This window comes from Mesorhizobium metallidurans STM 2683 (genome assembly GCF_000350085.1).
Classification (GTDB): Bacteria; Pseudomonadota; Alphaproteobacteria; order Rhizobiales; family Rhizobiaceae; genus Mesorhizobium; species Mesorhizobium metallidurans.
Window position 1 is genome coordinate 32053 of record NZ_CAUM01000055.1, and the last position, 21326, is coordinate 53378.

Below are 21326 nucleotides of genomic sequence, written 5' to 3' on the forward strand. Positions count from 1 at the left end.
AACCCATGAATAAGGATTCCTACATCCATAAGGTGACGCCCGGTTCACCGGGCGGTCCGCTGCTCTTCGTCTTCCACGGCACCGGGGCTAACGAGAGCCAGCTTCTGTCTCTCGGGCGCGATCTTGCGCCGCAAGCGACCATCGTCTCGCCGCGCGGCGATGTGTCGGAACAAGGTGCGGCGCGCTTCTTTCGCCGCACCGGCGAGGGCGTCTATGACATGGACGACCTGGCGAGGGCGACGGACAAGATGGCCGGTTTCGTCAAGGCGCATATCGAGGCGGTGAAGCCATCGGCAGTGCTTGGCTTGGGGTACTCCAATGGCGCCAACATACTGGCCTCGATGGTGTTCGCGGCTCCAGGCCTGTTCGATGCCGCTGTGCTGATGCATCCGCTGATCCCGTTCGAGCCCGAGGTGAAGGGCAGCCTTGCCGGCCGCCGCATGCTGGTCACAGCAGGCCGGCGCGACCCGATCTGCCCGCCGAACCTGACCTCGCGGCTCGAAGCCTATTTGCGTGCCGATGGCGCCGATGTCACAGTGGAATGGCACGACGGCGGCCACGAGGTGCAGTCGAACGAGATCGAAGCAGCACGGCGGTTCCTCGCTGTCGCACTGGCTGAAGGAGCGTAAGCGATGCCTGACCAATTGCCGGAGATCGAACTGGAGGACCGCGGCTCCAAGGGCCGCTATCTCCTGCGTGGGCCTGGTGGCGCCGAGGCGGAGATGACCTTCACCAGGATCGGCGAGCATCAGATCATCATCGACCATACCGAGGTGCCGGATGCGTTTCGAGGGCAGGGCGCGGGGCTCCGTCTCGTCATCCGCGCCGTCGAGGACGCGCGCGCGGCGGGCAAGAAGATCATCCCGCTCTGTCCGTTCGCCAACGCCCAGTTCCGGCGCCACCTTGAATGGGCAGATGTGCTGAAGCAGTAGGCGGCGACGCTTGGTGTGAATGACGCCTGGATTACCGGGAGAAGGGCGTACGGCCTCATCGTGTGCCCTTTTGCCATTCGAGGCGTGTAGTCACAAAAGCATTATCGCCGTGGCATTTGCGCAGACCGCCCGTCTTGCCTAAGTAGATATAGCCGCTGACCGGGCCTGCCGACCAACCAATCGAATGAACCCTTGATGACCGAAACCGACCTCGTTCCCGTCTTCGACGGCCACAACGACACGCTGCTCAGGCTCTACCAGTCGAAAGATGCGGATGTCGAAAAGCTCTTCATCGAGGGAACGCAAGGTGGCCATATCGACCTGCCGCGCGCGAAAAAGGGTGGATTTGCCGGCGGCATGTTCGCGATCTTCCCGCCGCCGATCGAAAAATCCAGGCGCAGCGCGGTTCCGCCGGCACCGAGCGACACCGAACCTCTGCCGCCCGAGGTTCCCCACGCCGATGCGCTTGCTTCCACCATTGCCATGGCCTCCATCCTGCTCAGGCTGGAACGCGCTTCGGCGCTGACCGTCTGCCGGAGTGCCGGCGACGTGCGACATGCGATGGCGCAGGGGTCGATCGCGGCCGTGTTCCACATCGAGGGGGTCGAGGCGATCGACACCGAATTGACCATGCTGGACGTGCTGCACGCCGCCGGCCTGCGCTCGCTCGGCATCGTCTGGAGCCGCCCGAACGCCTTCGGCCACGGCGTGCCGTTCCGCTTTCCCTCGTCGCCCGACACCGGGCCCGGACTGACCGATGCCGGCAAGGCGCTGGTCAAGGCCTGCAACAAGCTCAAGATCATGATCGACCTTTCCCACCTCAACGAAAAGGGCTTTCGCGACGTCGCCGAAATCAGCGACGCGCCGCTGGTCGCGACCCATTCCAATGTCCACGCGATCTGCGGCCACTCACGCAACCTGACCGAATGGCAGCTCGGCGCGATCCGCGAGTCGGGCGGCATGGTCGGGTTGAACTTCGCTACCGGCTTCCTGCGCGAGGACGGCAGGATGAATGCCGACACCAGCCTCGACATCATGGTGCGCCATGTCGATTCGCTGCTGCAGGCGCTGGGCGAGGACGGCGTCGGCCTGGGTTCGGATTTCGATGGCGCCATGATACCGGCCCCGATCGGCGATGTCACCGGATTGCCGAAGCTTATCGATGCGTTCGCCGCGCGAGGCTTCGGACGCGCGCTGATCGAGAAGATCGCCTATCGCAATTGGTTCAATATGCTTGAGAGAACGATCGGGTAAATTCGCCCGCGTCGTTATTTGTAGCCCATCCGCGTCAGCCAGTCCTGGCCGACGCCGCGATCGCGGATGATGGGCAGCGGGTCGGTGGAGTCCAGCCGCGCGCAGACGCGGTAGGCTTCGAGCGTCTCGGTGCTCATCTCGCCGCGCTTGTAGAAGAACATCGCCGCGGCATAGCGCGTGCGGCCCGACCATTTTTCACCGAGCGGCGTGTTGACCAGTTGCCACTGTTCGGCGGCTTCCCCATCGACGTCGTGCTTGTCTGCCTCGTCCGTCACGATCAGAAATCCGCCGGCGGGTTGGCGGTGCGGCGATCGAGCTTGATGAAGGGCCGCGGCACCAATTTGGCCCGCTTCATCAGCTTCTGGTACTGCAATTCGCGCAGGGCGTAGATCTCGACCCAGAGGTCGTCGACCATCGTATCGCCGAACGGCCGCGCCAGCGAGGCGATGGCGATGTTGCGCTTCGCCATCGGCGACCACATGGCGGCGCTGACCAGCCCGACCTCCTGGCTTTTGCGATGATAGACGATGGCGTGTTCGGCCGGGATGTTGCCTTCGATCTCCAGCCCGACCAGAACATGCCGCAGTTTCCGCTTCGCCCGGGCTTCCAGGATGGCGCGGCGGCCGTTTAAATGGCCCTTTTCCAGATCGATCATGAAGCCGAGCCCGATCTCGTCCGGCATGCGTAAGCGGTCGGCGCGGATAGCGTGCTCAGAAGTGACGAAATCGGCATTGGCAACGATCAACCCGGCTTCGAGCCGGGCGCGGTTGAGGGCTGTGTAGCCGATGGCGCGGATGCCGCGCGGTTCGCCCGCCGCCATCAGTCGATCCCAGAGGCTAAGTGCCTGCGCGGCCGGCACGAACAATTCGTAGCCGAGGTCACCGGTGAAACCGGTGCGCGAGATAGTGACCGTGCTTCCATCATGCGGAAAGTCGGCGAGGTCGAAAATCTTCAACCGTTCGACGCCGGAAAAGCCGGCATCGCGCAGCACGGCAAAGGAAGTCGGACCCTGCAACGCCAGACCAGCGACGGCCTCGGTTTCTTCTTCGACGGTGACGTCAAACCCAATGGCGCTGTCGAGCAGCCAGGGCAAATGTCGCTCCTGCGAGCACAGCCGGAACCGCGTTGGCGACAAACGGAACAGCGTGCCGTCGTCGAGGACGAACCCCTCGTCGTCGCACCAGGCGGTATAGTGGACGCGGCCTGCTTTCAGTTTGGTCACGTCGCGCAGCGTGACGCGGTTGAGGAAGGCCTCGGCGTCCTTTCCCTCAATGCGGTATTTCGTCATCGGCGAGACGTCGAACAAAGCGGCCTGGCTGCGAATGGCGAAATATTCGAGCTCCTCATCCCACAGCGAGTGCGGGGCGCGGTAACCGGCCCAATTGTACCAGTCATTGGTGCGGGCCAGCGCCTCGATGCGCGGCTGGAAAGGCGTGCCGAGCCGCAGCGTGCGGAAATGAGATTGCGCTGTGGTGCGGGCTGTCGATGGTTTGATCTTGAGTTGGCGGTTCATGACGGCGTTCCCTCGCGCAGCCTTGGTCGATTGGGTGTTCATAACTAGCCCTTCATCCCAATAATGCGTCTTGCGGCATTCACCCCGGGCGCGCCGGAGACGCCGCCGCCAGGATGCGAGCCGGCGCCGGCGAGGAACAGTCCTTCGACCGGCGTTTCGTAGCCCGACCAGCCGGAGACGGGCCGCGACATCAGCATCTGATCGGCCTGTAATTCGCCGTGATGCCAGTGGCCCCCCGACATCCGGTAGCGCGTCTCGATGTCGGCCGGCGTCAAAAGTTCGGCATGGAGCACGGTCTTGCCGATCCCAGGTGCATAAGTCTCGAGCTGGGCCATGATTGCTTCGAGGAATTTCGGCTTGCCCGCGCCCCAACCTTCTTTCAGCGCATAGGGCGCATACTGCACCACGGCCGACAGCACACTGGCACCTGTTGGGGCGAGCGACGGATCGGCGAGGCTGGGCAGCGTGATCTCCATCACCGGTTCAGGTGAGAACGCGCCGTATTTCGATGGATTGAAGGCGCGCTCGACATGATCGGGCGAAGGCGCGATGACCAACCGGCCCTTGTGGCCGGCGGCATCGACGCCGGTGAATTCAGGCTGCCGGTCGAGCGCCAGATGAAGCTTCGCGGCATCGCCCTTCATGCGGATATTTTTCACCTTGCGCACGAAGCCGGTATCGATCTCGCGCGGCCCGACAAGGTCGAGAAACGTGGTTGCCGGATTGATGGCCGAGACAATCGTCCTGGCGCGAATTTCCTCACCATTGTCGAGCGCAATGCCGACGGCGCGGTTCTTCTCGACGATGATCCTTGCCACTGGCGTCCCCACACGGATCGTCGCGCCGGCCTTTTCCGCCGCTGTGCCGATGGCGGCGATGACCGCGCCCATACCGCCTTTCGGCAATATTTGCGCGCCGGCAACACCAGCGGTTTCGCCTGCCAGCCGGTAATAGAGGCCGAGCAGCGAGGTCGGCGAACGCGGGCCGAGATGGCTGCCCAGCGTGGCGTCGAAGGCGAGCAGGCCCTTCAGGCGGTCGTCGGCAAGTTGCTCGTCGAGCAGGTCGGCGACGTTCATCAACAGCACGCGCAGGAAATCGCGCATGTCTTCCTTGCCGAGTTTCTTTAATGCCAACGCGGTCTGGCCGAGTGCCGCCGTATCGAGCATCGACATGCCACCGAGATCGGGCGGGCGGCGGGAGAGAAACGGCTTCAATATGCCGGCATAGCGCAGCAACTGAGCGCGCAACTCCTTCCAGTCGGATTGCTCAGACGGGTTGGCGCCGGTCAGCACCTCGCCATAGGCGCCATGCAGCACAAGCGGCGGGCCGTTTTTCGACAGTGCCACCGACGGCACGAAGTCGCCGCGCGCGAATTGCAGCCCATGCTTCTCCAACTCCAGCGTCTTAATCACCTCGGGATGCAGACGGTTCAGCAGGTGGGCGACTGAGGAGACGCGAAAGCCGGGTGCGAATTCCTCGGTGCGCGCCGCGCCGCCGACGTCGCCGGCGGCCTCCAGCACCAGCACCTTGCGTCCGGCTTTCGCCAGCGTGGCGGCGGCGACGAGGCCGTTGTGGCCGCCGCCGATGACAACAGCATCAAATGACGTCATGGGCCGGGCTCATATGCTGATTTGGCTTGGCGAGGTCGCGCAGGATTTCGGCCGCGGCATTGCGGCCGGGAGCGCCCATGACGCCACCGCCGGGATGGGTGGACGAGCCGCAGATGTAGAGCCCGCCGACCGGCGAACGATATTGCGCGTAGCCCGGCACCGGGCGGTTGAACAAAAGCTGGTCGAAGGTCAGTTCGCCCTGGAAGATATTGCCTTCGGTGAGGCCAACCTCGGCCTCGATCTCGCGCGGCGTACGCACCTCCATGTGGACGATGCGGTCGCGGAAGCCCGGCGAATAGTCCGCAATCTGCGAGATCACGCTTTCGGCGAAGCCGTCGCGGTCGGCATCGGTCCAGTCGCGGCCATTCACCTTCGGCGGCGCGTATTGTACGAAGCAGCTCATGAAGTGCTTGCCCGGCGGCGCCATGGTCGGGTCGAGCGTAGTCGGGATCACCATGTCGAGGAAAGGGTCCGCCGACCAGCGCCCGGTCTTCCAGTCGTCATAGGCGCGCTCCATGCGCTCCATCGAATCGGTGAAATGCATGTCGCCGCGATAGACCGGCGAATCCTTCGGCAACGCCGGGAATTCGGGCAGTGAATCGAGCGCGATGTTGACCTTGCCGGAGGAGCCACGGATCTTGAAGTTCTTGACCCGGCGCAGGAAGATGTCGGGCAGTTCCTTTTCCTCGACCAGCTTGAGGAAGGTGCGTTTCACGTCGGCGTTGGAAACGACGAGCTTGCCATAAATCTCCTCGCCATCGGCAAGGACGATGCCTTTGGCCTTGCCGCGCTGGACCAGAACCTGGTCGACCTCGGCTCCGGTGCGGATGGTGCCGCCAGAGGCCTGGAAGGAGGCGGCGAGCGCCCTGGTGACGGCGCCCATGCCGCCGCGCGCATAGCCCCAGGCGCCGACCGAGCCGTCCACCTCGCCCATATAGTGGTGCAGCAGCACGTAAGCCGTGCCCGGCGACATCGGCCCGAGCGCGGTACCGATGATGCCTGACAAAGCGAAATTCGCCTTGATCACGTCGGTCTCGAAATATTCGTCGAGGAAGTCCGAGATCGACATCGTCCAGAAGCGCAACGTCAGCGCCATTTCCTCGGCCGACAGCCCGGCGAATTTTTTGCCGAGATAGAGAAGCTCGCCGAGGTCGCGTGGCCGGAAACTTGTCGGGTCGGGCGCCGTGCGCATCAGCAGCGGCTGGATGAAGCGGCACTGCCGCGTCACGTCGCGGGAATAGCGGTAATAGGCTTCGGCGTCGCGCCTGGAGAAGCGGGCGAATTCGCGCCGGTGGGCATCGTGATCACGGTAGTTGGCGAGGTAGTCGCCGCCGCGGGTGAACACCGCGCCGCCCTCGTAGGAAATCACCTGCAGGCCGAAGCGCGGCAATTCGAGGTCGCGCATGATCTCGGGGCGAAACAGCGAGCAGACATAGGAGCAGTTGGAATAGAGGAAACCGGGCGTCAATTCCCTGCTGGTGGCGGCGCCGCCGACCCAGTCGTTCTTCTCCACCACCAGCACGTCGAGGCCAGCGCGCTGCAGGTAGCAGGCATTGACCAGACCATTGTGTCCGCCGCCGATGACGATCGCATCCCAAGCCTTCATATGCGCCGAGCCTTCATGGCGACCTGCTCTTCATTTTTGCGTGATCCGCTCCCGTATGTACGGAATTTGGCATGGCAGCTGCTATTTTGTCCAGTCATTCTGAATGAATGTTCAACAAATGATGTTGCGTTTTCTCCGACATGCGCTAGGCTTTGCCGATATTCGGGAATGGGTTTTCGAGGTTGGGACCGAGGTCTGATGATCGAAACGGCAGACGCCGGGCCGGAATATGACGGCACCGCAATCCGCTTCCTCGAGGCGCTGTGGGGCGATGGTTATCTGTCGCCGGGTGGGCCGGTTGAGGTCGACCGCGTCGTCGAGGGCCTGTCGCTTGAGGGCAAGACGGTCCTCGATATAGGCTGCGGCTCCGGCGGCATCACGCTGCATCTGGTCGAGCGCCATGGTGCTGCCCACGCCACCGGTTTCGATGTCGAGCGTCCGGTGATCGAAACGGCCCGGCAAAGGGCGGCCGCGCGCGGGCTTGACGGTCGCGCGAGCTTCGTCCAGGCGCCACCGGGGCCATTGCCCTTCGCCGGTGCTTCCTTCGATGTCGTCTTCTCCAAGGACGCGCTGCTGCATGTGCCCGACAAGGATGGGCTGTTCGCCGAGATCTTCCGCGTGCTGAAGCCGGGCGGTGTCTTTGCCGCTTCAAACTGGATGATCTCGCATGATGGCGAACCATCGCCTGAAATGAAGGCCTATGTCGCCGCGGAAGGCCTGTCCTTCGCCATGGCGTCGCCGGCGCGCTATGCGCAAGCGATGCGCCGCGCCGGCTTTGCCGACGTTACCGTGCGCGACCGCAATCCCTGGTACCGCGAGGTCGCGCGCGAGGAACTCGCCCGCCTCAAGGGTCCGCTCTACCCGACGGTCGCGGCCGCGGTCGGGGCGGCCTATGTCGACAAGAACATACGAACCTGGGAAGCCATGCAGAAGGTGCTTGACAGCGGCGAGCACCGTCCCACTCATCTTCGCGGTCGAAAACCGGTTGGATAGCCGGCGATGCTGGAGACCGTCACACCCATGAAGACAGCAGAGGCCACTGAAGCCGCCCTTGAATCAGCGCGGAAAAACGAGACCGAAAAACGCGGCCGCAAGGCCTCGAAGGAAGTCAGGCAGCTTCAGCTGATCGAGGCGACGATCGATTCTTTGGCCAAGCGCGGCTATTCGGAGACGACGATGGCCGATGTCGCCGACGGGGCCGGCCTGTCGCGCGGCATCGTCAATTTCCATTTCGAGAGCAAGGAAAAGCTGCTTGTCGCCACGTTGGCATATATGGCCGACGAATATGCCGCGCATTGGCGCGCGGCCCTCACCAAGGCCGGTGACAATCCCGCCCGCCAGTTGCGGGCGCTGGTCGCTGCCGATTTCGATCGCTCGATCTGCAACAAGCGCAAGCTGGCCGCCTGGTGCGCCTTCTGGGGCGAGGCCAAGTCGCGCCCGACCTATCAGGCGCTGTGCGGGGCGCGCGACGCCGCCTACCAGAAGATCTTCATCGACCTTTGCGCGACGCTCAAAGAGAGCGGCGGTTATGCCTATGAGCCCCAAGTGATGGCGCTGGCGCTGAGCGCCATGCTGGAGGGGCTGTGGCTGCGGCTGATGATGGGCACCGAGGACGTCACCCGCGAGACCGCGCTGCAGGCGGCGAACGAATTCCTGTCGGCGGCATTTCCGAAACATTATCCGTGGGCCAGCGGCCCCAAGAAGGCCTGAAGCAAAAAACCAAAAGAGGATGGAACAGCAATGAAGACAATGACCCGACGCCTGACACTGACATTGGCGCTGGCCGGTGCGCTGGCGGCTTCGGCCGCCGCACTTGCGGTTGCCGCAGACAAGGACCTGATCGTCTTCGACTGGTCCGGCTACGAAGACCCCAGCTTCCATCCAAAATATGTCGAGAAGAACGGCGATTCGCCGACCTTCACCTTCTTCGGCGATGAGGACGAGGCGTTCGAAAAAGTCCGCTCCGGCTTCAAGGCCGATCTCGGCCATCCCTGCTCGCAGAGCGTGGTCAAATGGCGCGAGGCAGGGCTGCTTCAGCCGCTCGACACCTCGAAGATATCGGCCTGGAAAGACCTCAATCCCGGCATCATGGCGATGAAGGATCTCGCCACCACGGCCGATGGCAAGGCATGGTTCATGCCCTGGGACTGGGGCAATACGCAGCTCACCTACAATTCCGACAAGATAGACGCCAAGGACGTGCAGTCGCTGAAGGCCTTCGCCGATCCCAAGTTCAAGGGCAGGGTTTCGATCGGCGACAATGTCGACGACGCCTATGCGCTGGCCAGCCTTGCCATCGGGCTCAAGGACTGGACCAAGATGACGGACGACCAGTTCAAGCAGGCGTCCGACTTCCTGCGCGAGGTGCACAAGAACGTTCGCTCCTACTGGACCGACTCCACTGACATCGTCCAGCTGTTCAGTGGCGGCGAGGTCGATCTCGCCTGGGCATGGAATGATGCGACAGTGCAATCGGTCGCCGCCGGCGTGCCGATCCAAGCCAAGAAGGACACCGACGAGGGCATTTCCACCTGGGTTTGCGGGTATGTGCTGTTCAAGGACGCGCCCGGGAATACCGACAAGGCCTATGACTACCTGAACGCGGTCAACGATCCGGAAGTCGCCAAGGTGCTGGTCAAGGACTGGGGCTACGGCCAGGCCAACGCCAAGGGCATGGAAGGTGTCGACCAGGCGGTATTGAAGGAGAAGGGCTATGACGACGTGCAGAAATTCGTCGACAAGACGCTGTTCCAGGCGCCGGTTCCCTCCGAGCTCAAGCTCAAGATGATCGCCGAGTTCGAGAAGATCAAAGCCGGCTATTGAGCTCTGTTTGGCTGCCCCGTCCGCCTGCCAATATGGTGGGCGGACGGGCTCGCCAAAGCCTGGGAATTCTCCTAACCTCACTCGGATGAGTTCGCGACGGGGGAATTTCCAGCCATGAAGTCCATGCTTCGCAACCTTGCCATCGCTGCCGCATGCACGATCGGCGCTGGCGCTCATCTCGCATTTGCGGCGGGCGGCGGCGACCTCGTCGTGTTCGACTGGTCGGGCTACGAGGATCCGCTGCTGCATCCCGCCTACGCCACCAAATATGGTGCTGAGCCAACCTTCGCCTTCTTTGGCGACGAGGACGAAGCCTTCCAGAAGATGCGGGCCGGCTTCAAGGCCGATATTGCGCATCCCTGTTCGCAAAGCGTGGTGAAGTGGCGCGAAGCGGGCATGCTGCAGCCGCTCGACACATCGAAAATCACCGGCTGGAAAGACCTCAATCCCGGCATCATGGCGATGAAGGATCTCACTACTGCCGCCGACGGCAAGGTCTGGTTCATGCCCTTCGACTGGGGCAACACATCGCTGCTTTACCGCACCGACGATGTCACGGCGGAAGAAGCGCAGTCGCTGAGGATCTTCGCGGATCCGAAATTCAAGGGGCGCGTCACCATTGGCGACAATGTCGACGACGCCTACGCCCTGGCAAGCCTGGTCATCGGTCTCAAGGACTGGACCAAGATGACCGACGCCGAGTTTAAGGAGGCGTCCGATTTCCTGCGCGACGTGCACAGGAACATCCGCTTCTACTGGACCGACGACACCGACATCAACCAGGCCTTCTCAGGCAATGAGGTCGACCTCGCCTGGGGCTGGAACGAGACCTTCGTTACGCTCAAGAGCCAGGGCGTGTCGATCGCTATGAACCGCGACACCAAGGAGGGCATGTCGACCTGGGTGTGCGGCTATGTGCTGATGAAGGACGCGCCCGGAAATCTCGACCAGGCCTATGATTTCCTGAACGCGGTCAACGCGCCTGCCGTGTCGAGCTATATGGTCACGACATTCGGCTATGGCCACGGCAACGCCGCCGGCATGTCGGCGATCGAGCCCAAGCTGCTGGCCGAGCGGGGTTTCGACGATCTCGACAAATTTCTCGACAAGACCCTGTTCCAGCAACCGGTGGCGCCGGAGCTCAAGCAGCGGATGATCGAGGAGTTCGAGAAGATCAAGGCCGGCTATTGAAGCGCGGAACTGAAAGAGCCGATGTCATCATCGTCGGAGCCGGGTTCACCGGCCTGTCGGCGGCGCTGGAACTGAAGAAGGCCGGCATCGATTTCGTGCTGCTCGAAGCGCGCGACCGTGTCGGCGGTCGCGTGGAATCCAAACGCAATGGGCTGGGAGAGCGCATCGATAGCGGCGGCCAGTTCCTGTGCGAGGACATGCCGGAACTGATGACGCTGGTTGAAGCGCACGGCAAGACACTTGTCGAAACCTATGTCGAGGGGGAGTTCGTCACCCAGCCGCGGCTGAGCGCGAGCCAAGGCGAGCGAATCTTCCTCGCCTCGATGGCGATCCGCGACCGGATGAATGCGATCGCGCCCGACGATCCCGATATTGCCGGATTGACCGTCGCAGATTGGCTCGATCGCCAGCATGATCCTGTCGAGGTCAAGATGGCCTTTCGTTCGATGATCGAGGGCCTCTGGTGCCAGGCGCTGGAAAAGCTGCCGCTGTGGCACTTGATCGACAATGACCGTCGCATCACCAACGAGGTGCCGGAACTGCAATATTTCGTGCGCGAAACCATGCATGCTTTGGCGGATGATCTGGCCAGCGATCTCGGCGACCGCCTGCGATTGAATGCAGCGGTCGAAACCATCGATAACGGGCCGGAAGGCGTTCGCCTCGTCACGGCGGCAGGCGCGATCGAAGCGCGGACGGCACTTATCGCCGTGCCGCCGATGATGGCCTCGAAGCTCAATTTCGTGCCGGCGCTGCCGGCTGTCCTGGAAAGAGCGCTCGGCGTCTGGCAAAGCGGCGCGGTGATCAAGGTGCTGGTGCGCTATCCCACGGCGTTCTGGCGCGTTAGGGGCCTGAGCGGCATGGTGATGTGGCGCGACCTGCCGGGCCTGTTTGCCTGCGATGCCAGCAAGGACGACGACCATGCCGCGCTGGTCGTTTTCGTCGGCGGGCCACTGGCGTTGCGCTGGCGTGAACTCGGCGATGGCGCCCTGCGCGGCGAACTGACGGCAAGGTTGCAGGACGCGCTCGGTACCGAAGCAGCCGGTATTGCCGATCTCAGCTATCGCGATTGGACACACGATCGCTGGAGCGGCGGCGCCTACAGCGACCTCATCGTCGACGCGAGGGCGACGGATGCCGAACGGATCATCCTGGCCGGCGCACCGCCGGTCCATTTCGCCAGCTCGGAACTGTCGCCGTCATTTCCCGGCTATGTCGAGGGTGCGATCGTGGCGGGGCGGATCGCGGCGCGAAAGATCATTGCGGACGTTCAGTCCGCCATCGCCACCAGCGCCTCGGGGTCGTAGGCAAGGCGGATCGAGGTGCCGACGGGAATGTCGTCGGCGCCGAAATCATTGGTTTCGGTCACTGAGAGCGGCTTTTCCAGTCCAGGTATCTCGACGATCAAATGGGTGATCTCGCCGAAGTAATGGCGCTCGACCACCTTGCCGGCGACTTCGAATTTAGCCGTCGCATTGTCCCACAGCACGCGAAGGCGCTCAGGTCTTATGCCGAGCGTGGCTGCGCCGCCATTGCGGACAAAGGCTTTGGGCTTGTCGGTCTTGATGCGGCCGAAGCCCAGCGTGTCGACGACCAGCGAGGCGCCGTTCTCCTCGACGATCTCGGCCTTGACGAAATTCATGCCGCCGAGGAAGTCGGCGACCTGGCGGTTGACGGGGCGCTGGTAGATTTCCTTGGGCGAGGCGACCTGCGCGATCCTGCCGCCGAACATCACAGCGATACGATCGGACATGGCCAGCGCCTCATACTGGTCGTGGGTGACGAGCACGAAGGTGATGCCGACCGCCTGCTGCAGGCGGCGCAACTCTACCTGCATCTGCTCGCGCAGCTTCTTGTCCAGCGCCGACAGCGGCTCGTCGAGCAGCAGCACCTTCGGCCGCATCACCAGCGCGCGGGCCAGCGCCACGCGCTGGCGCTGGCCGCCGGAAAGTTCGGTGGCGAGACGTTTGCCAAGGCCGGTCAGCGAGACCTGGGCCAGCGCCTCCTCGACGCGGCGTTTTTCTTCCGGTCCCGCCAGCTTCAGCCGCTTCAGCCCGTAGGCGACATTCTGCTCGACATTGAGATGCGGGAAGATCGCATAGCTCTGGAAGACCATGTTCGTCGGCCGGCGGTTGGCGGGAATGCCCTCCATCGACTGACCGTCGACCGAGATCGAGCCGCTGGTCGGGTTGTCGAAACCGGCAATCATGCGTAGCAGCGTGGTCTTGCCGCAGCCGGACGGGCCGAGCAGCGAGAAGAATTCGCCCTCCTTGATGGTCAGTGAAGCGTCGTCGAGCGCCTTGAAGGCGCCGTAGCTGCGGGTGACGCTTTTGATCTCGATCATTGGCCGTTCGGTTTGGGTTCGTTCAGTCCGGGGCCGCTCAGGCATAGAGGCCCCCCTCGTTCTGGGTGCGTTTGGCTGCGTGGCGGCGCAGGATTTCGGCCACGGTCATCAAGAGGAAAGAGGCAGCCAGCAAAAGCGTGCCCAGCGCCAGAACACCAGGCAGCTTCGAGGCAAAGCGCAATTGGCCCCAGATATAGATCGGCAGCGTGGCCTCGGTGCCGGTCAGGAAGAAGGCGATGAGGAATTCATCGAGCGAAATGGTGAAGCAGACGAGCAGGCTGGAAATGATCGCCGGCGCCACCATCGGCAGCGTCACGCGCCTGAAAGTGCCGAACGCGCTCTCGCCGAGATCGGCGGAGGCTTCCTCCAGGCTGCGGTCGAAGCCCTCGAAGCCGGCGGTCAGCACCGTCATCGAATAGGGAATGCTGACGAGCACGTGACCAAGCACAACGGTGAACAGCGACAGGCTCAGGCCAAGTTGCAGTATCACCAACAGCAGGGAGATGGCGACGATGATTTCGGGCAGTACCAGCGGCGCCATGATCAGGCCGTTGATGGCGCGGCGGCCGGGGTAGCGGTAGCGGGTGATCGAACGGGCGGCGAGGATGCCGAGAACCGTCGACAGGATGGCGGCCGAGACGCCGACGACAAGGCTGTTCCAGGCGGCGTCGAGCAGCGCCGGCGTGCGCGGCAGATCCTCATACCATTTGAGCGTGAAGCCGGAGAGCGGGAATTTCGGCGTCGCGGCCGTGTTGACCGAGAAGATCGGCAGGAAGATGACCGGCAGATAGAGGAAGACGACGTAGAGAAACGCATAGGCCGACAGCCAGCCATTGGCCAGGAAGCGCCGCATCGCTGTCATCGCGCCAACCTCATCGCGCTAGCCTCTGGGCGGTACGGAGGATCAGCACGGTGGCGCCGGCGATCAGCGTCACGATCAGCATGGTGGTGACCGAGAGTGCCGCGCCCAGCGGCCAGTTGGACGCCTTGCCGAACTGGGCCTGGATGGCGTTGGCGATCATGACGCCGTCCTTGCCGCCGACGAGCTTGGGCGTGACATAGTCGCCGACGGTCGGGATCATGACGATCAACGCCGCCGAGATGACACCCGGCGCCGACAGCGGCAGCGTCACGCGCAGGAAGGAACGAATGGGACCGTCGCCAAGGTCCTTGGCCGCCTCGACCAGCGTGCGGTCGACCTTTTCCAGCGAGACGAAGATCGGCAGGATGGCGAAAGCGGCCCAGGCATGGGTCAGCGTGATGATGACGGCGCTCGAATTGTAGAGCAGCGCTGTCGACGGCTCGTCGATGACGCCAAGCCCCATCAGGCCGGAGTTCAAGACGCCGTTATAGCCGAGGATCACCTTCCATGACATCACGCGCAGGAGATAGCTGGTCCAGAACGGGATGGTGATCAGGAACAGCCACAGGCTCTTGTGGCGGCCGCCATGGAAGGAGATGAAGTAGGCGATCGGATAGGCAAGCACGACCGTGAAGAAGCTCACCGTCAGCGAGATGTAGAGCGAACGCCAGAGCAGGTCGCGATAGATCGGCTCGGTCAGCGCGATGCGGTAGTTTTCCAGCGTGAAGGTGCGGTCGATGGTGAGGTAATTCTGCGTCCAGAAGGAATGCGCGATGACCACCAGGATCGGCAGGACCAGAAGTATGAGCGCGTAGAGAAAGGTTGGGCTGATCAGGGCAAAGCCCTGGACGGGTTCGGACTGCAGAAGGGCGTTTCGCCTGGCTCGCGTCATACCGAATGCGGGCGACCCTTCTGCCGCCGCCGTCATTGCAAGCCCTCGGGCAGGACCCCGGGCGTGAACTCAATTGCTGGCGCGGATCGTCCTGCCATGCGGCGTCCCATTCGGCTGCTTGTTCCCACTTTTATGCCTGGAGTGCGACCGAACGAGAAACTGGTGACCGCGTTGCCGATCGTACTCCAAGCTTGCCGGCTTTCTTTCATCATGAGCGCATCCGCGGATTGAAATCAAGCGCTATTTCTGCAATATTGATTGAACGGACATTCAAAATGAAGTGAAGTCGACTTCTCCAAGGCTTGGTGCTTGGCTTCATGTCCAGGGAAAATTTGTAATCAAACGATGCGAGGCGACGATGGCGGCTGCAAGAGATCTGACGGCGACCGGAACGGCCGAGTCTAGCAGCGACGATGCCGTCGAGCTGGCTAAGCGTCATCTTATCCAGCCCTGGCCGTTTGCCGGTTCGGTCGGCGACGAAGCGCGCGCGCTGATCGGTGACGGCGACGGCATTTACATCACCGACAGCAGCGGCCAAAGGCTGATCGACGGCCCGGCCGGCATGTGGTGCATCAATATCGGCCATCGCCGCGAGGAGCTCGCCAAGGTGATGTACGACCAGGCGATGGCGCTGTCCTACAACACGCCATGGTACACGATGAACGCGCCGTCGGCGGAGCTTGCCATGCGCATCGCCGGCCATGCGCCCGGCGACCTCAACCATGTCTTCTTCACCACGGGCGGCTCCTCGGCGGTGGAGACGGCGCTGCGCTTCATGCAATTCTATAACAATGTGCGCGGCCGCCCGGAAAAGAAGCTGATCCTGAGCCGTGGCGGCGCCTATCACGGCTCGACCTATCTGTCGGCCTCGCTCAACGGGCGCCCGCGCGACCGCGACTGGATGGACGGCGCCGACGACCTCGTCGTCAAATTGTCGTCGCCCGATCCGTTCCGCCGTCCAAAAGGCATGAGCCTTGCCGCCTTCGCCGATCTGCTGGTCGATGAATTCCGCGATACCGTCGCCCGTGTCGGCACTGAGCGGATCGGCGCGTTCGTCGGCGAGCCGGTGCAGGCATCCGGCGGCGTCATCGTGCCGCCGGACGGCTACCTCAAGCGCATCCGCGAGATCTGCCGCGACAACGATATCCTCTATATCTCCGACGAGGTGGTGACGGCCTTCGGCCGGCTCGGCCATGTCCTTGCTTCCGGTGATGCCTTCGGCATCGATCCCGATATGATCACCTTCGCCAAGGGCGTGACATCAGGCTATTTTCCGCTCGGCGGCGTCATTATCTCGGAACGGCTGCTGGAGGAGTTGCGCCGCTCCAACCATCCCGATGCCATGTTCGGCCATGGGCTGACCTATACAAGCCATCCGGTCGGCTGCGCGGTGGCGCTGAAGAACCTCGACATCCTCGAAGACAGCGTGCTCGCCCATGCGCGCGAAATCGCGCCCTATTTCCAGGCGCAACTGAAGACGCTGGAGGAACTGCCGCTGGTCGGCGAGGTGCGGGGGCTCGGGCTGATGGGTTGCGTCGAATGCGTGGCCGACCGCGAAAGCAGGGATCCGCTGCAGCTCGACAAGAATGTCGGCAAGCGCATCGACACGCATTGCCACGAGCTTGGCCTTTTGGTCAGGCCGCTGATCAACATGTGCGTGATGTCGCCGCCGCTGATCATTTCGCGCGAGCAGATCGACGACATGGTGGCGATCCTGCGCGAAGGCATTTCACGAACAATGGACGATTTGCGGAAAGAAGGGGTGTGGCAGGGATAGCTCCCTTCTCCCCGCATAGTGACGGGGAGAGGGACGCTCTCGTCGACGGCTTCGCCAATCGCCATCATTGCAGAAACAGCCGTCCTACACCTGCGACCTTAGCGCGTCATTCAGCGCCCACATGTCCTTTTCCTCCGGCGCGGTCTCCAGTCCGAGCACCGGGATCTGCCTGCGCAGATGGTCGTGGTGGGTGCGCACGCCATATTCGAGGTCGGAGAGGTAAAAGCCCTCGAAAGCTTCGGACAGCATGGATTCGTTCGACCAGACGGAAAGCTGCACGTCCTCGTTCATGGTGTCGCGGTCGATGCGATAGGCGAGGTAACGCGCCGCCGCCTGTTCCCTGGTTTCGTCGGGGTAGCGGTAGATGGCGCCGCGCAGCAGCGTCTCGCCGGTGGACAGCGGGAACTCCTGATAGAACTGCACGGATTCCGGCATGATCGACAGCGCGTTGTTGGGGAAGATGCCGTAATAGATCCAGGCCTTGCGCAGATGCTCCGGCAGATGCGTCGCCGCTGGTGCGAGCTTGATGTACTGGCCTACACTCCAGCGCCGTCCGGCGTGCGGATTGTAGGTGGCGAAGGAGCGCGACACGCCGTTGATGAACGGCTCGTCGAAATAGGTCGCGCCGTAGAGATCCTGCAAGGCTGGATGGGCCATGGCGACATGGTAGCCCTCATTGTCGACGTCGCGCACCGACTTCCAGTTGACCGGCGACTTCTGGGTCCAGATGCCCCAGGACGGCACCATGTCGGCGATGCCGTAATGCGCCATCTCGGCCTCGATCGGCTTCAGCAATTCGGCCACCGACGGCTGCGGCCCGCCCTTGCGGAAGCGGATGAAGATGAAGCCCATCCAGATTTCGAGATCGAGCGGCATCAGGCGGAATTCGGTCTTGTCGAGATCGGGGAAGGAGCGCGGGCGGGCGGCGCCGCGCAGCGTACCGTCGAGATTGTAGACCCAGCCATGGAACGGGCAGACCAGTGCGTTCTTGCAGGTGCCCTGGCTGTCGGCGACGACGCGGCTGCCGCGGTGGCGGCACATATTGTTGAAGGCGCGCACGACGCCGTCCTTGCCGCGCACGATCAGCGCCCGTTCGCCGACCACGTCCATGGTCAGATAGTCGCCGGCATTCGGCACGTCGGAGACATGGCCGGCGATCTGCCAATGATTGCGGAAGACATACTCTTTCTCGAGTTCGAGAAGGGCGTCGGAATGATAGCTCCAGCCCGGCAAGCCCCGCCGGTCCCAATCATTGGGGATCGCCACGTCACGGAGGTGCGGGTTCATAAACGGCTCTTCATTTGTTGAATACTCATTCAATAAAAGCATATTTTTCATTCAAATGCAATGGCTTGTGGAAAACAGAATCTCCCACAAGGCTGAGTTTTGGCGCTTCCAGAACCGGCGTGGCGACAGAAAATCCCGGAAATTCCGGGTGTTAACATGGGTTGTGAAACGGCGCGCCATGCGAGGATTCGGGGCTGCCGCGTCGGGGAATGACCGCGCGTCTGGCATGGCAAAGATCGCCGCTGCCCCGAAATCCATTCCGAAGTGTGGGATTGGTCACTGTCCGGCGGCCGATTCAGGCTTAGAGGGGTGCTGCCAGCGTTCTTGCCACGCAAAGAGTTCGCAAACGAACCTTTGCCGGGTCTGACTAAATATGCCGATAATAGCCGAATTTTCTCGTTTCAAAGCCGTTACATGAGCAAGCGGGTGCACCATTCGCCCGTTACCAGGCGCGATTAAGTTCGTTTTACTAAAAAAAGAAAATCGACGACAGGGAACGATGATGTTTACCAAAACCCACACCGCCAGCCACGACCACCAACTCCAGCCCGGAGAGCGCAATGACCGCCGCCCGAAGCTGGCATTGCGCCAGTGCGCCAGCGACCATCCGATGGGGCTGTTCACGGTGCTGGCGGCTGCTGCATTCGTCGGTATGGCGTTCGCGCCGACGGTTGGCCCGGCCTTTGCCTCGCTGAACCCACCCGCCAACCTCATCGATGGCGCGACAACCACGACCAAGACCGGGCGCCTGCCGATGCCGCAGATCGATTTTGCCTGCAAGGGCCAGGCCTGGGGCGCCGAGAGCGTGGACTGCCTGCGCGCCATCGCCCAGCAGTCCGGAGTGCATAGGGCCCGCGCCGTCCGCATGATCGCGAATGCCGCGCCGATAGCCAGCGCGCCGAACGTTTTTTGAGTTTTTGGCGAGCATGATCTTTTCGAAGACCGGTTCCCACTTCTAGGGATCATGCTTCCCCGAGCGTCCTCCAGCGCTCAGTCAGGCTCCCGCCCGCACCGTCGGTCGGGAGTCTTCTTTTTGAAACGCTTTCTCTTTGTTTTGACGCAATTCCCAAGGAAAAGCGCTATGCGCTTTTCCCGGGAAAACCGTTTCACACTTTTCCTGGAATTGCTTAGCTGCCTGATGCCGCCTGTTCGGCAATGGCCGATAGCACGCCACGCACGTCGAGTGTGCTGAACGGCTTTTCCAGGATCTGCGGCCGCAGCGGCGCAGGCAAGGCCTCGATCTCGGCCTTGGCGCCGATCAGGTCGCCGGTGACCAAAACGAAGCGCCGCGCCAGATCAGGCCGCTCGGTGAGCAACTCGCGATAGATCGATATACCGCTGGTACCGGGCATACGCAGATCGGAAAAGACGATGTCCGGCGGCATGTGGCCGCCCAAGGTCGCAGCCGTCGATGCCCAGATCGGCACGATGCGCGACTTGATGCCCATCAGTTCCAGAATGTCGGAGAGCGAGGCGGCGACATCGGGCTCGTCATCGACGATCAGCGCATGGCGCAAGCCGCTCGACCGCACCGGGCCTTCGCCGGCGACGGCACCGCTGGCGGCGATCGCCGGCAACTGCACGACGAAACGTGCGCCCCTTGGCACAACCTCCTCGAACCAGACATTGCCGTTGTGCCTTTCGATGATCGACTTCGAGATCGACAGGCCGATGCCGGTGCCGACGCCGACCGGCTTGGTGGTGAAATAGGATTCGAAGATGCGGGCGCGTATCGCCTCCGGCACGCCAGGGCCGTTGTCCTCGACGGAGAAACTGGGATTGCCGCGGTCACTGCGAAAGGTGCGGACCTTGATCAGCCGGTCGCCGCCGATGCCGGCCAGGGCGTGCTGGCTGTTGACGAGGAAGTTGGCGGCCACCTGGGTCACATGGTCGGCGTCGGCCATGGCCAGCAGCGGACCGCTGGCAAAATCGGTATCGATGATGATGCCCGTCGATCTGGCGCCATAGGCCGTCACTTCGAGGGCTGCGCGAACCACCTGGTTGAGGTCGGTCTCGGCCTGGGCCGCCGGATGCAGGCGCACCATCGACAGGAAGCTCTTGACGATGCGGCCGCAGCGCTCGGCGGCGGCCCGCACCTTTTCGGCGCGCACCTTGGTCTGTGGATCGGACGCGAATTCGTGCAACAGCGTCGATTGAGCAACGACCACGGCCAACGGGTTGTTAAGCTCATGCGAAACGCCGGCAAGCAGCGAGCCCATCGCCGCCATCTTCTCGTTCTGGTGCAGCTTTTCGCGCTGGCGGCCGATCTCCTCTTCGGCTCGCAGCTTGTCGCGCAGGTCGCGGATCGAGCCGAAGATCAGGCGACGGTCGGCGACCCGCATCTCGGTCGCCGTCAATTCGATCGGGAAGACTTCGCCGGCCGCGTTCTGGGTGACGGTCTCGAGCCGCTGGCCGACCATCGGCGCGCCGCGCCCCGACATGTAATCGGCGCCCGACGCGTAGCCCTTGCGGTAATATTCCGGAACGACGGTGTCGAGCAGGTCCTTGCCGAGGATGTCGCTGCGCTGGTAGCCGAACATCTTTTCGGCGGCCGGATTGAATTCGATGATCGAACCGGTTTCGTCGATGACGATAATGGCGTCGAGCGAGGCCTGCAGCATGGTGCGGCGGATAACCTCGCTGGCATGGGCATCGGAAAGCGATCGCTCGATGGCGTCGCTGATGGCCAGCGCGATGATGTGCAGCGTGGCCTCTTCCTCGTCGGACCATTGACGCTCGTTCACACAATCGTTGATCGCCAGCGTGCCCCACAGATGGCCGTGCGCAAAGACCGACACCGACAGGAACGACTTGATGTGCTGCTTTTCGAAGTCGGCTCTCAGGAAGCCTTCGAGGTCGCGCGTGTGTCCGGCGAAGACCTTGCCTTGCCGCTCATCCCCGGCCAACTGTTCCAGCAACGGGTCCGAATTGACGACCGACTGCATGATTACCGTCGGCGATGCCAATTCGCCGCCGAACCGGGGATCGATCCAGTAGGCCGCGACCGACTGGGCAAAACCCTGGCCAGGCAGTTCGCGCAGACGAAACAGGATGCCGCGCTGGCAATCGAGCGCCGTGCAGAGTGTCGCGAGGATGGTGTCCATCTCGCGCTGCCAGTCACCAGCTTCGCGCAGCCGGCGAACGACATTGACAGCCGCCATCGCCGCGCCTTGCCTGGCGCCGTGCATATCGGTGCGTTCTGCCTCAGCAGTCATTGTCAGCCGTCATTTTCAGG

19 protein-coding genes are annotated in these 21326 nt (G+C 62.8%); 10 read left to right on the plus strand and 9 right to left on the minus strand.

Annotation, left to right across the window (positions count from 1 at the left end):
* Positions 1 to 5: 5 nt before the first annotated feature.
* The 3 genes from MESS2_RS09345 to MESS2_RS09355 all read left to right on the plus strand — a co-directional run bounded on the left by MESS2_RS09345 (position 6) and on the right by MESS2_RS09355 (position 2186).
* Positions 6 to 629 (plus strand): alpha/beta hydrolase, encoded by a 624-nt coding sequence (locus tag MESS2_RS09345; protein WP_008873951.1) that lies wholly within the window; start codon positions 6 to 8, stop codon positions 627 to 629.
* Positions 630 to 632: 3 nt separating this feature from the next.
* A complete protein-coding gene (locus tag MESS2_RS09350) occupies positions 633 to 932 on the plus strand; it encodes a GNAT family N-acetyltransferase (RefSeq protein ID WP_008873952.1) in 300 nt (99 codons plus the stop codon).
* Between the two features lie 195 nt (positions 933 to 1127).
* Positions 1128 to 2186, plus strand: a complete 1059-nt coding sequence (locus MESS2_RS09355) for a dipeptidase (RefSeq protein ID WP_008873953.1) — start codon at positions 1128 to 1130, stop codon at positions 2184 to 2186.
* A gap of 14 nt (positions 2187 to 2200) precedes the next feature.
* Here MESS2_RS09355 and MESS2_RS09360 read toward each other — a convergent pair whose 3' ends face one another.
* Genes MESS2_RS09360 through MESS2_RS09375 form a run of 4 tightly spaced genes read right to left on the minus strand, consistent with a single transcriptional unit; the run spans position 2201 to position 6915 of the window.
* Entirely contained in the window at positions 2201 to 2461 is a 261-nt protein-coding gene (locus MESS2_RS09360; protein ID WP_008873954.1) for a hypothetical protein, read from the minus strand.
* A gap of 2 nt (positions 2462 to 2463) precedes the next feature.
* Complete coding sequence (locus tag MESS2_RS09365; protein ID WP_040592593.1) at positions 2464 to 3699, minus strand: aminomethyl transferase family protein; 1236 nt, start codon at positions 3697 to 3699, stop codon at positions 2464 to 2466.
* 44 nt (positions 3700 to 3743) lie between these two features.
* Positions 3744 to 5309, minus strand: a complete 1566-nt coding sequence (locus tag MESS2_RS09370; RefSeq protein ID WP_008873956.1) for a phytoene desaturase family protein — start codon at positions 5307 to 5309, stop codon at positions 3744 to 3746.
* A complete protein-coding gene (locus MESS2_RS09375) occupies positions 5296 to 6915 on the minus strand; it encodes a phytoene desaturase family protein (protein ID WP_008873957.1) in 1620 nt (539 codons plus the stop codon). Before MESS2_RS09375 ends, MESS2_RS09370 begins: the two co-directional genes overlap by 14 nt.
* 198 nt (positions 6916 to 7113) lie before the next feature.
* On the opposite strand from MESS2_RS09375, the gene MESS2_RS09380 reads away from it, so the two are divergent.
* The 5 genes from MESS2_RS09380 (at position 7114) to MESS2_RS09400 (ending at position 12236) form a co-directional block, all read left to right on the plus strand.
* Positions 7114 to 7908, plus strand: a complete 795-nt coding sequence (locus MESS2_RS09380) for a class I SAM-dependent methyltransferase (RefSeq protein WP_008873958.1) — start codon at positions 7114 to 7116, stop codon at positions 7906 to 7908.
* Positions 7909 to 7914: 6 nt separating this feature from the next.
* Positions 7915 to 8625 carry a transcriptional regulator BetI gene (betI, locus tag MESS2_RS09385; RefSeq protein ID WP_008873959.1) on the plus strand — a complete coding sequence of 237 codons (711 nt, stop codon included), beginning with the start codon at positions 7915 to 7917 and terminating at the stop codon, positions 8623 to 8625.
* 30 nt (positions 8626 to 8655) lie between these two features.
* Positions 8656 to 9738 (plus strand): ABC transporter substrate-binding protein, encoded by a 1083-nt coding sequence (locus MESS2_RS09390; protein ID WP_008873960.1) that lies wholly within the window; start codon positions 8656 to 8658, stop codon positions 9736 to 9738.
* 114 nt (positions 9739 to 9852) lie between these two features.
* Entirely contained in the window at positions 9853 to 10929 is a 1077-nt protein-coding gene (locus MESS2_RS09395; RefSeq protein WP_008873961.1) for an extracellular solute-binding protein, read from the plus strand.
* The gene (locus MESS2_RS09400; protein WP_008873962.1) at positions 10926 to 12236 is read left to right on the plus strand and encodes a flavin monoamine oxidase family protein; all 1311 of its coding nucleotides are present in this window, start codon (positions 10926 to 10928) and stop codon (positions 12234 to 12236) included. The genes MESS2_RS09395 and MESS2_RS09400 overlap by 4 nt, the downstream gene beginning before the upstream one ends.
* On the opposite strand, the gene MESS2_RS09405 is transcribed toward MESS2_RS09400, so the two are convergent.
* The 3 genes from MESS2_RS09405 to MESS2_RS09415 are packed head-to-tail and all read right to left on the minus strand — an operon-like array spanning position 12200 to position 15063.
* Positions 12200 to 13273 carry an ABC transporter ATP-binding protein gene (locus tag MESS2_RS09405; RefSeq protein ID WP_008873963.1) on the minus strand — a complete coding sequence of 358 codons (1074 nt, stop codon included), beginning with the start codon at positions 13271 to 13273 and terminating at the stop codon, positions 12200 to 12202. The genes MESS2_RS09400 and MESS2_RS09405 overlap by 37 nt on opposite strands.
* Before the next feature lie 37 nt (positions 13274 to 13310).
* Positions 13311 to 14135: an ABC transporter permease gene (locus MESS2_RS09410; protein ID WP_008873964.1), complete on the minus strand. Its 825-nt coding sequence runs from the start codon at positions 14133 to 14135 to the stop codon at positions 13311 to 13313.
* A gap of 10 nt (positions 14136 to 14145) precedes the next feature.
* Positions 14146 to 15063, minus strand: coding sequence for an ABC transporter permease (locus tag MESS2_RS09415; RefSeq protein WP_008873965.1), 918 nt, complete (start codon positions 15061 to 15063; stop codon positions 14146 to 14148).
* Positions 15064 to 15385: 322 nt separating this feature from the next.
* Here MESS2_RS09415 and MESS2_RS09420 point away from each other — a divergent pair, with 322 nt between their 5' ends.
* Complete coding sequence (locus MESS2_RS09420; protein ID WP_008873966.1) at positions 15386 to 16804, plus strand: aminotransferase; 1419 nt, start codon at positions 15386 to 15388, stop codon at positions 16802 to 16804.
* Between the two features lie 84 nt (positions 16805 to 16888).
* On the opposite strand, the gene MESS2_RS09425 is transcribed toward MESS2_RS09420, so the two are convergent.
* On the minus strand, positions 16889 to 18091 hold the full coding sequence (locus tag MESS2_RS09425) for an aromatic ring-hydroxylating oxygenase subunit alpha (RefSeq protein WP_008873967.1): 1203 nt from the start codon (positions 18089 to 18091) through the stop codon (positions 16889 to 16891).
* A gap of 502 nt (positions 18092 to 18593) precedes the next feature.
* Here MESS2_RS09425 and MESS2_RS09430 point away from each other — a divergent pair.
* Positions 18594 to 19004 carry a hypothetical protein gene (locus MESS2_RS09430; RefSeq protein WP_008873969.1) on the plus strand — a complete coding sequence of 137 codons (411 nt, stop codon included), beginning with the start codon at positions 18594 to 18596 and terminating at the stop codon, positions 19002 to 19004.
* A gap of 214 nt (positions 19005 to 19218) precedes the next feature.
* On the opposite strand, the gene MESS2_RS09435 is transcribed toward MESS2_RS09430, so the two are convergent.
* A complete protein-coding gene (locus MESS2_RS09435) occupies positions 19219 to 21306 on the minus strand; it encodes a hybrid sensor histidine kinase/response regulator (protein ID WP_008873970.1) in 2088 nt (695 codons plus the stop codon).
* Positions 21307 to 21326 lie beyond the last annotated feature (20 nt).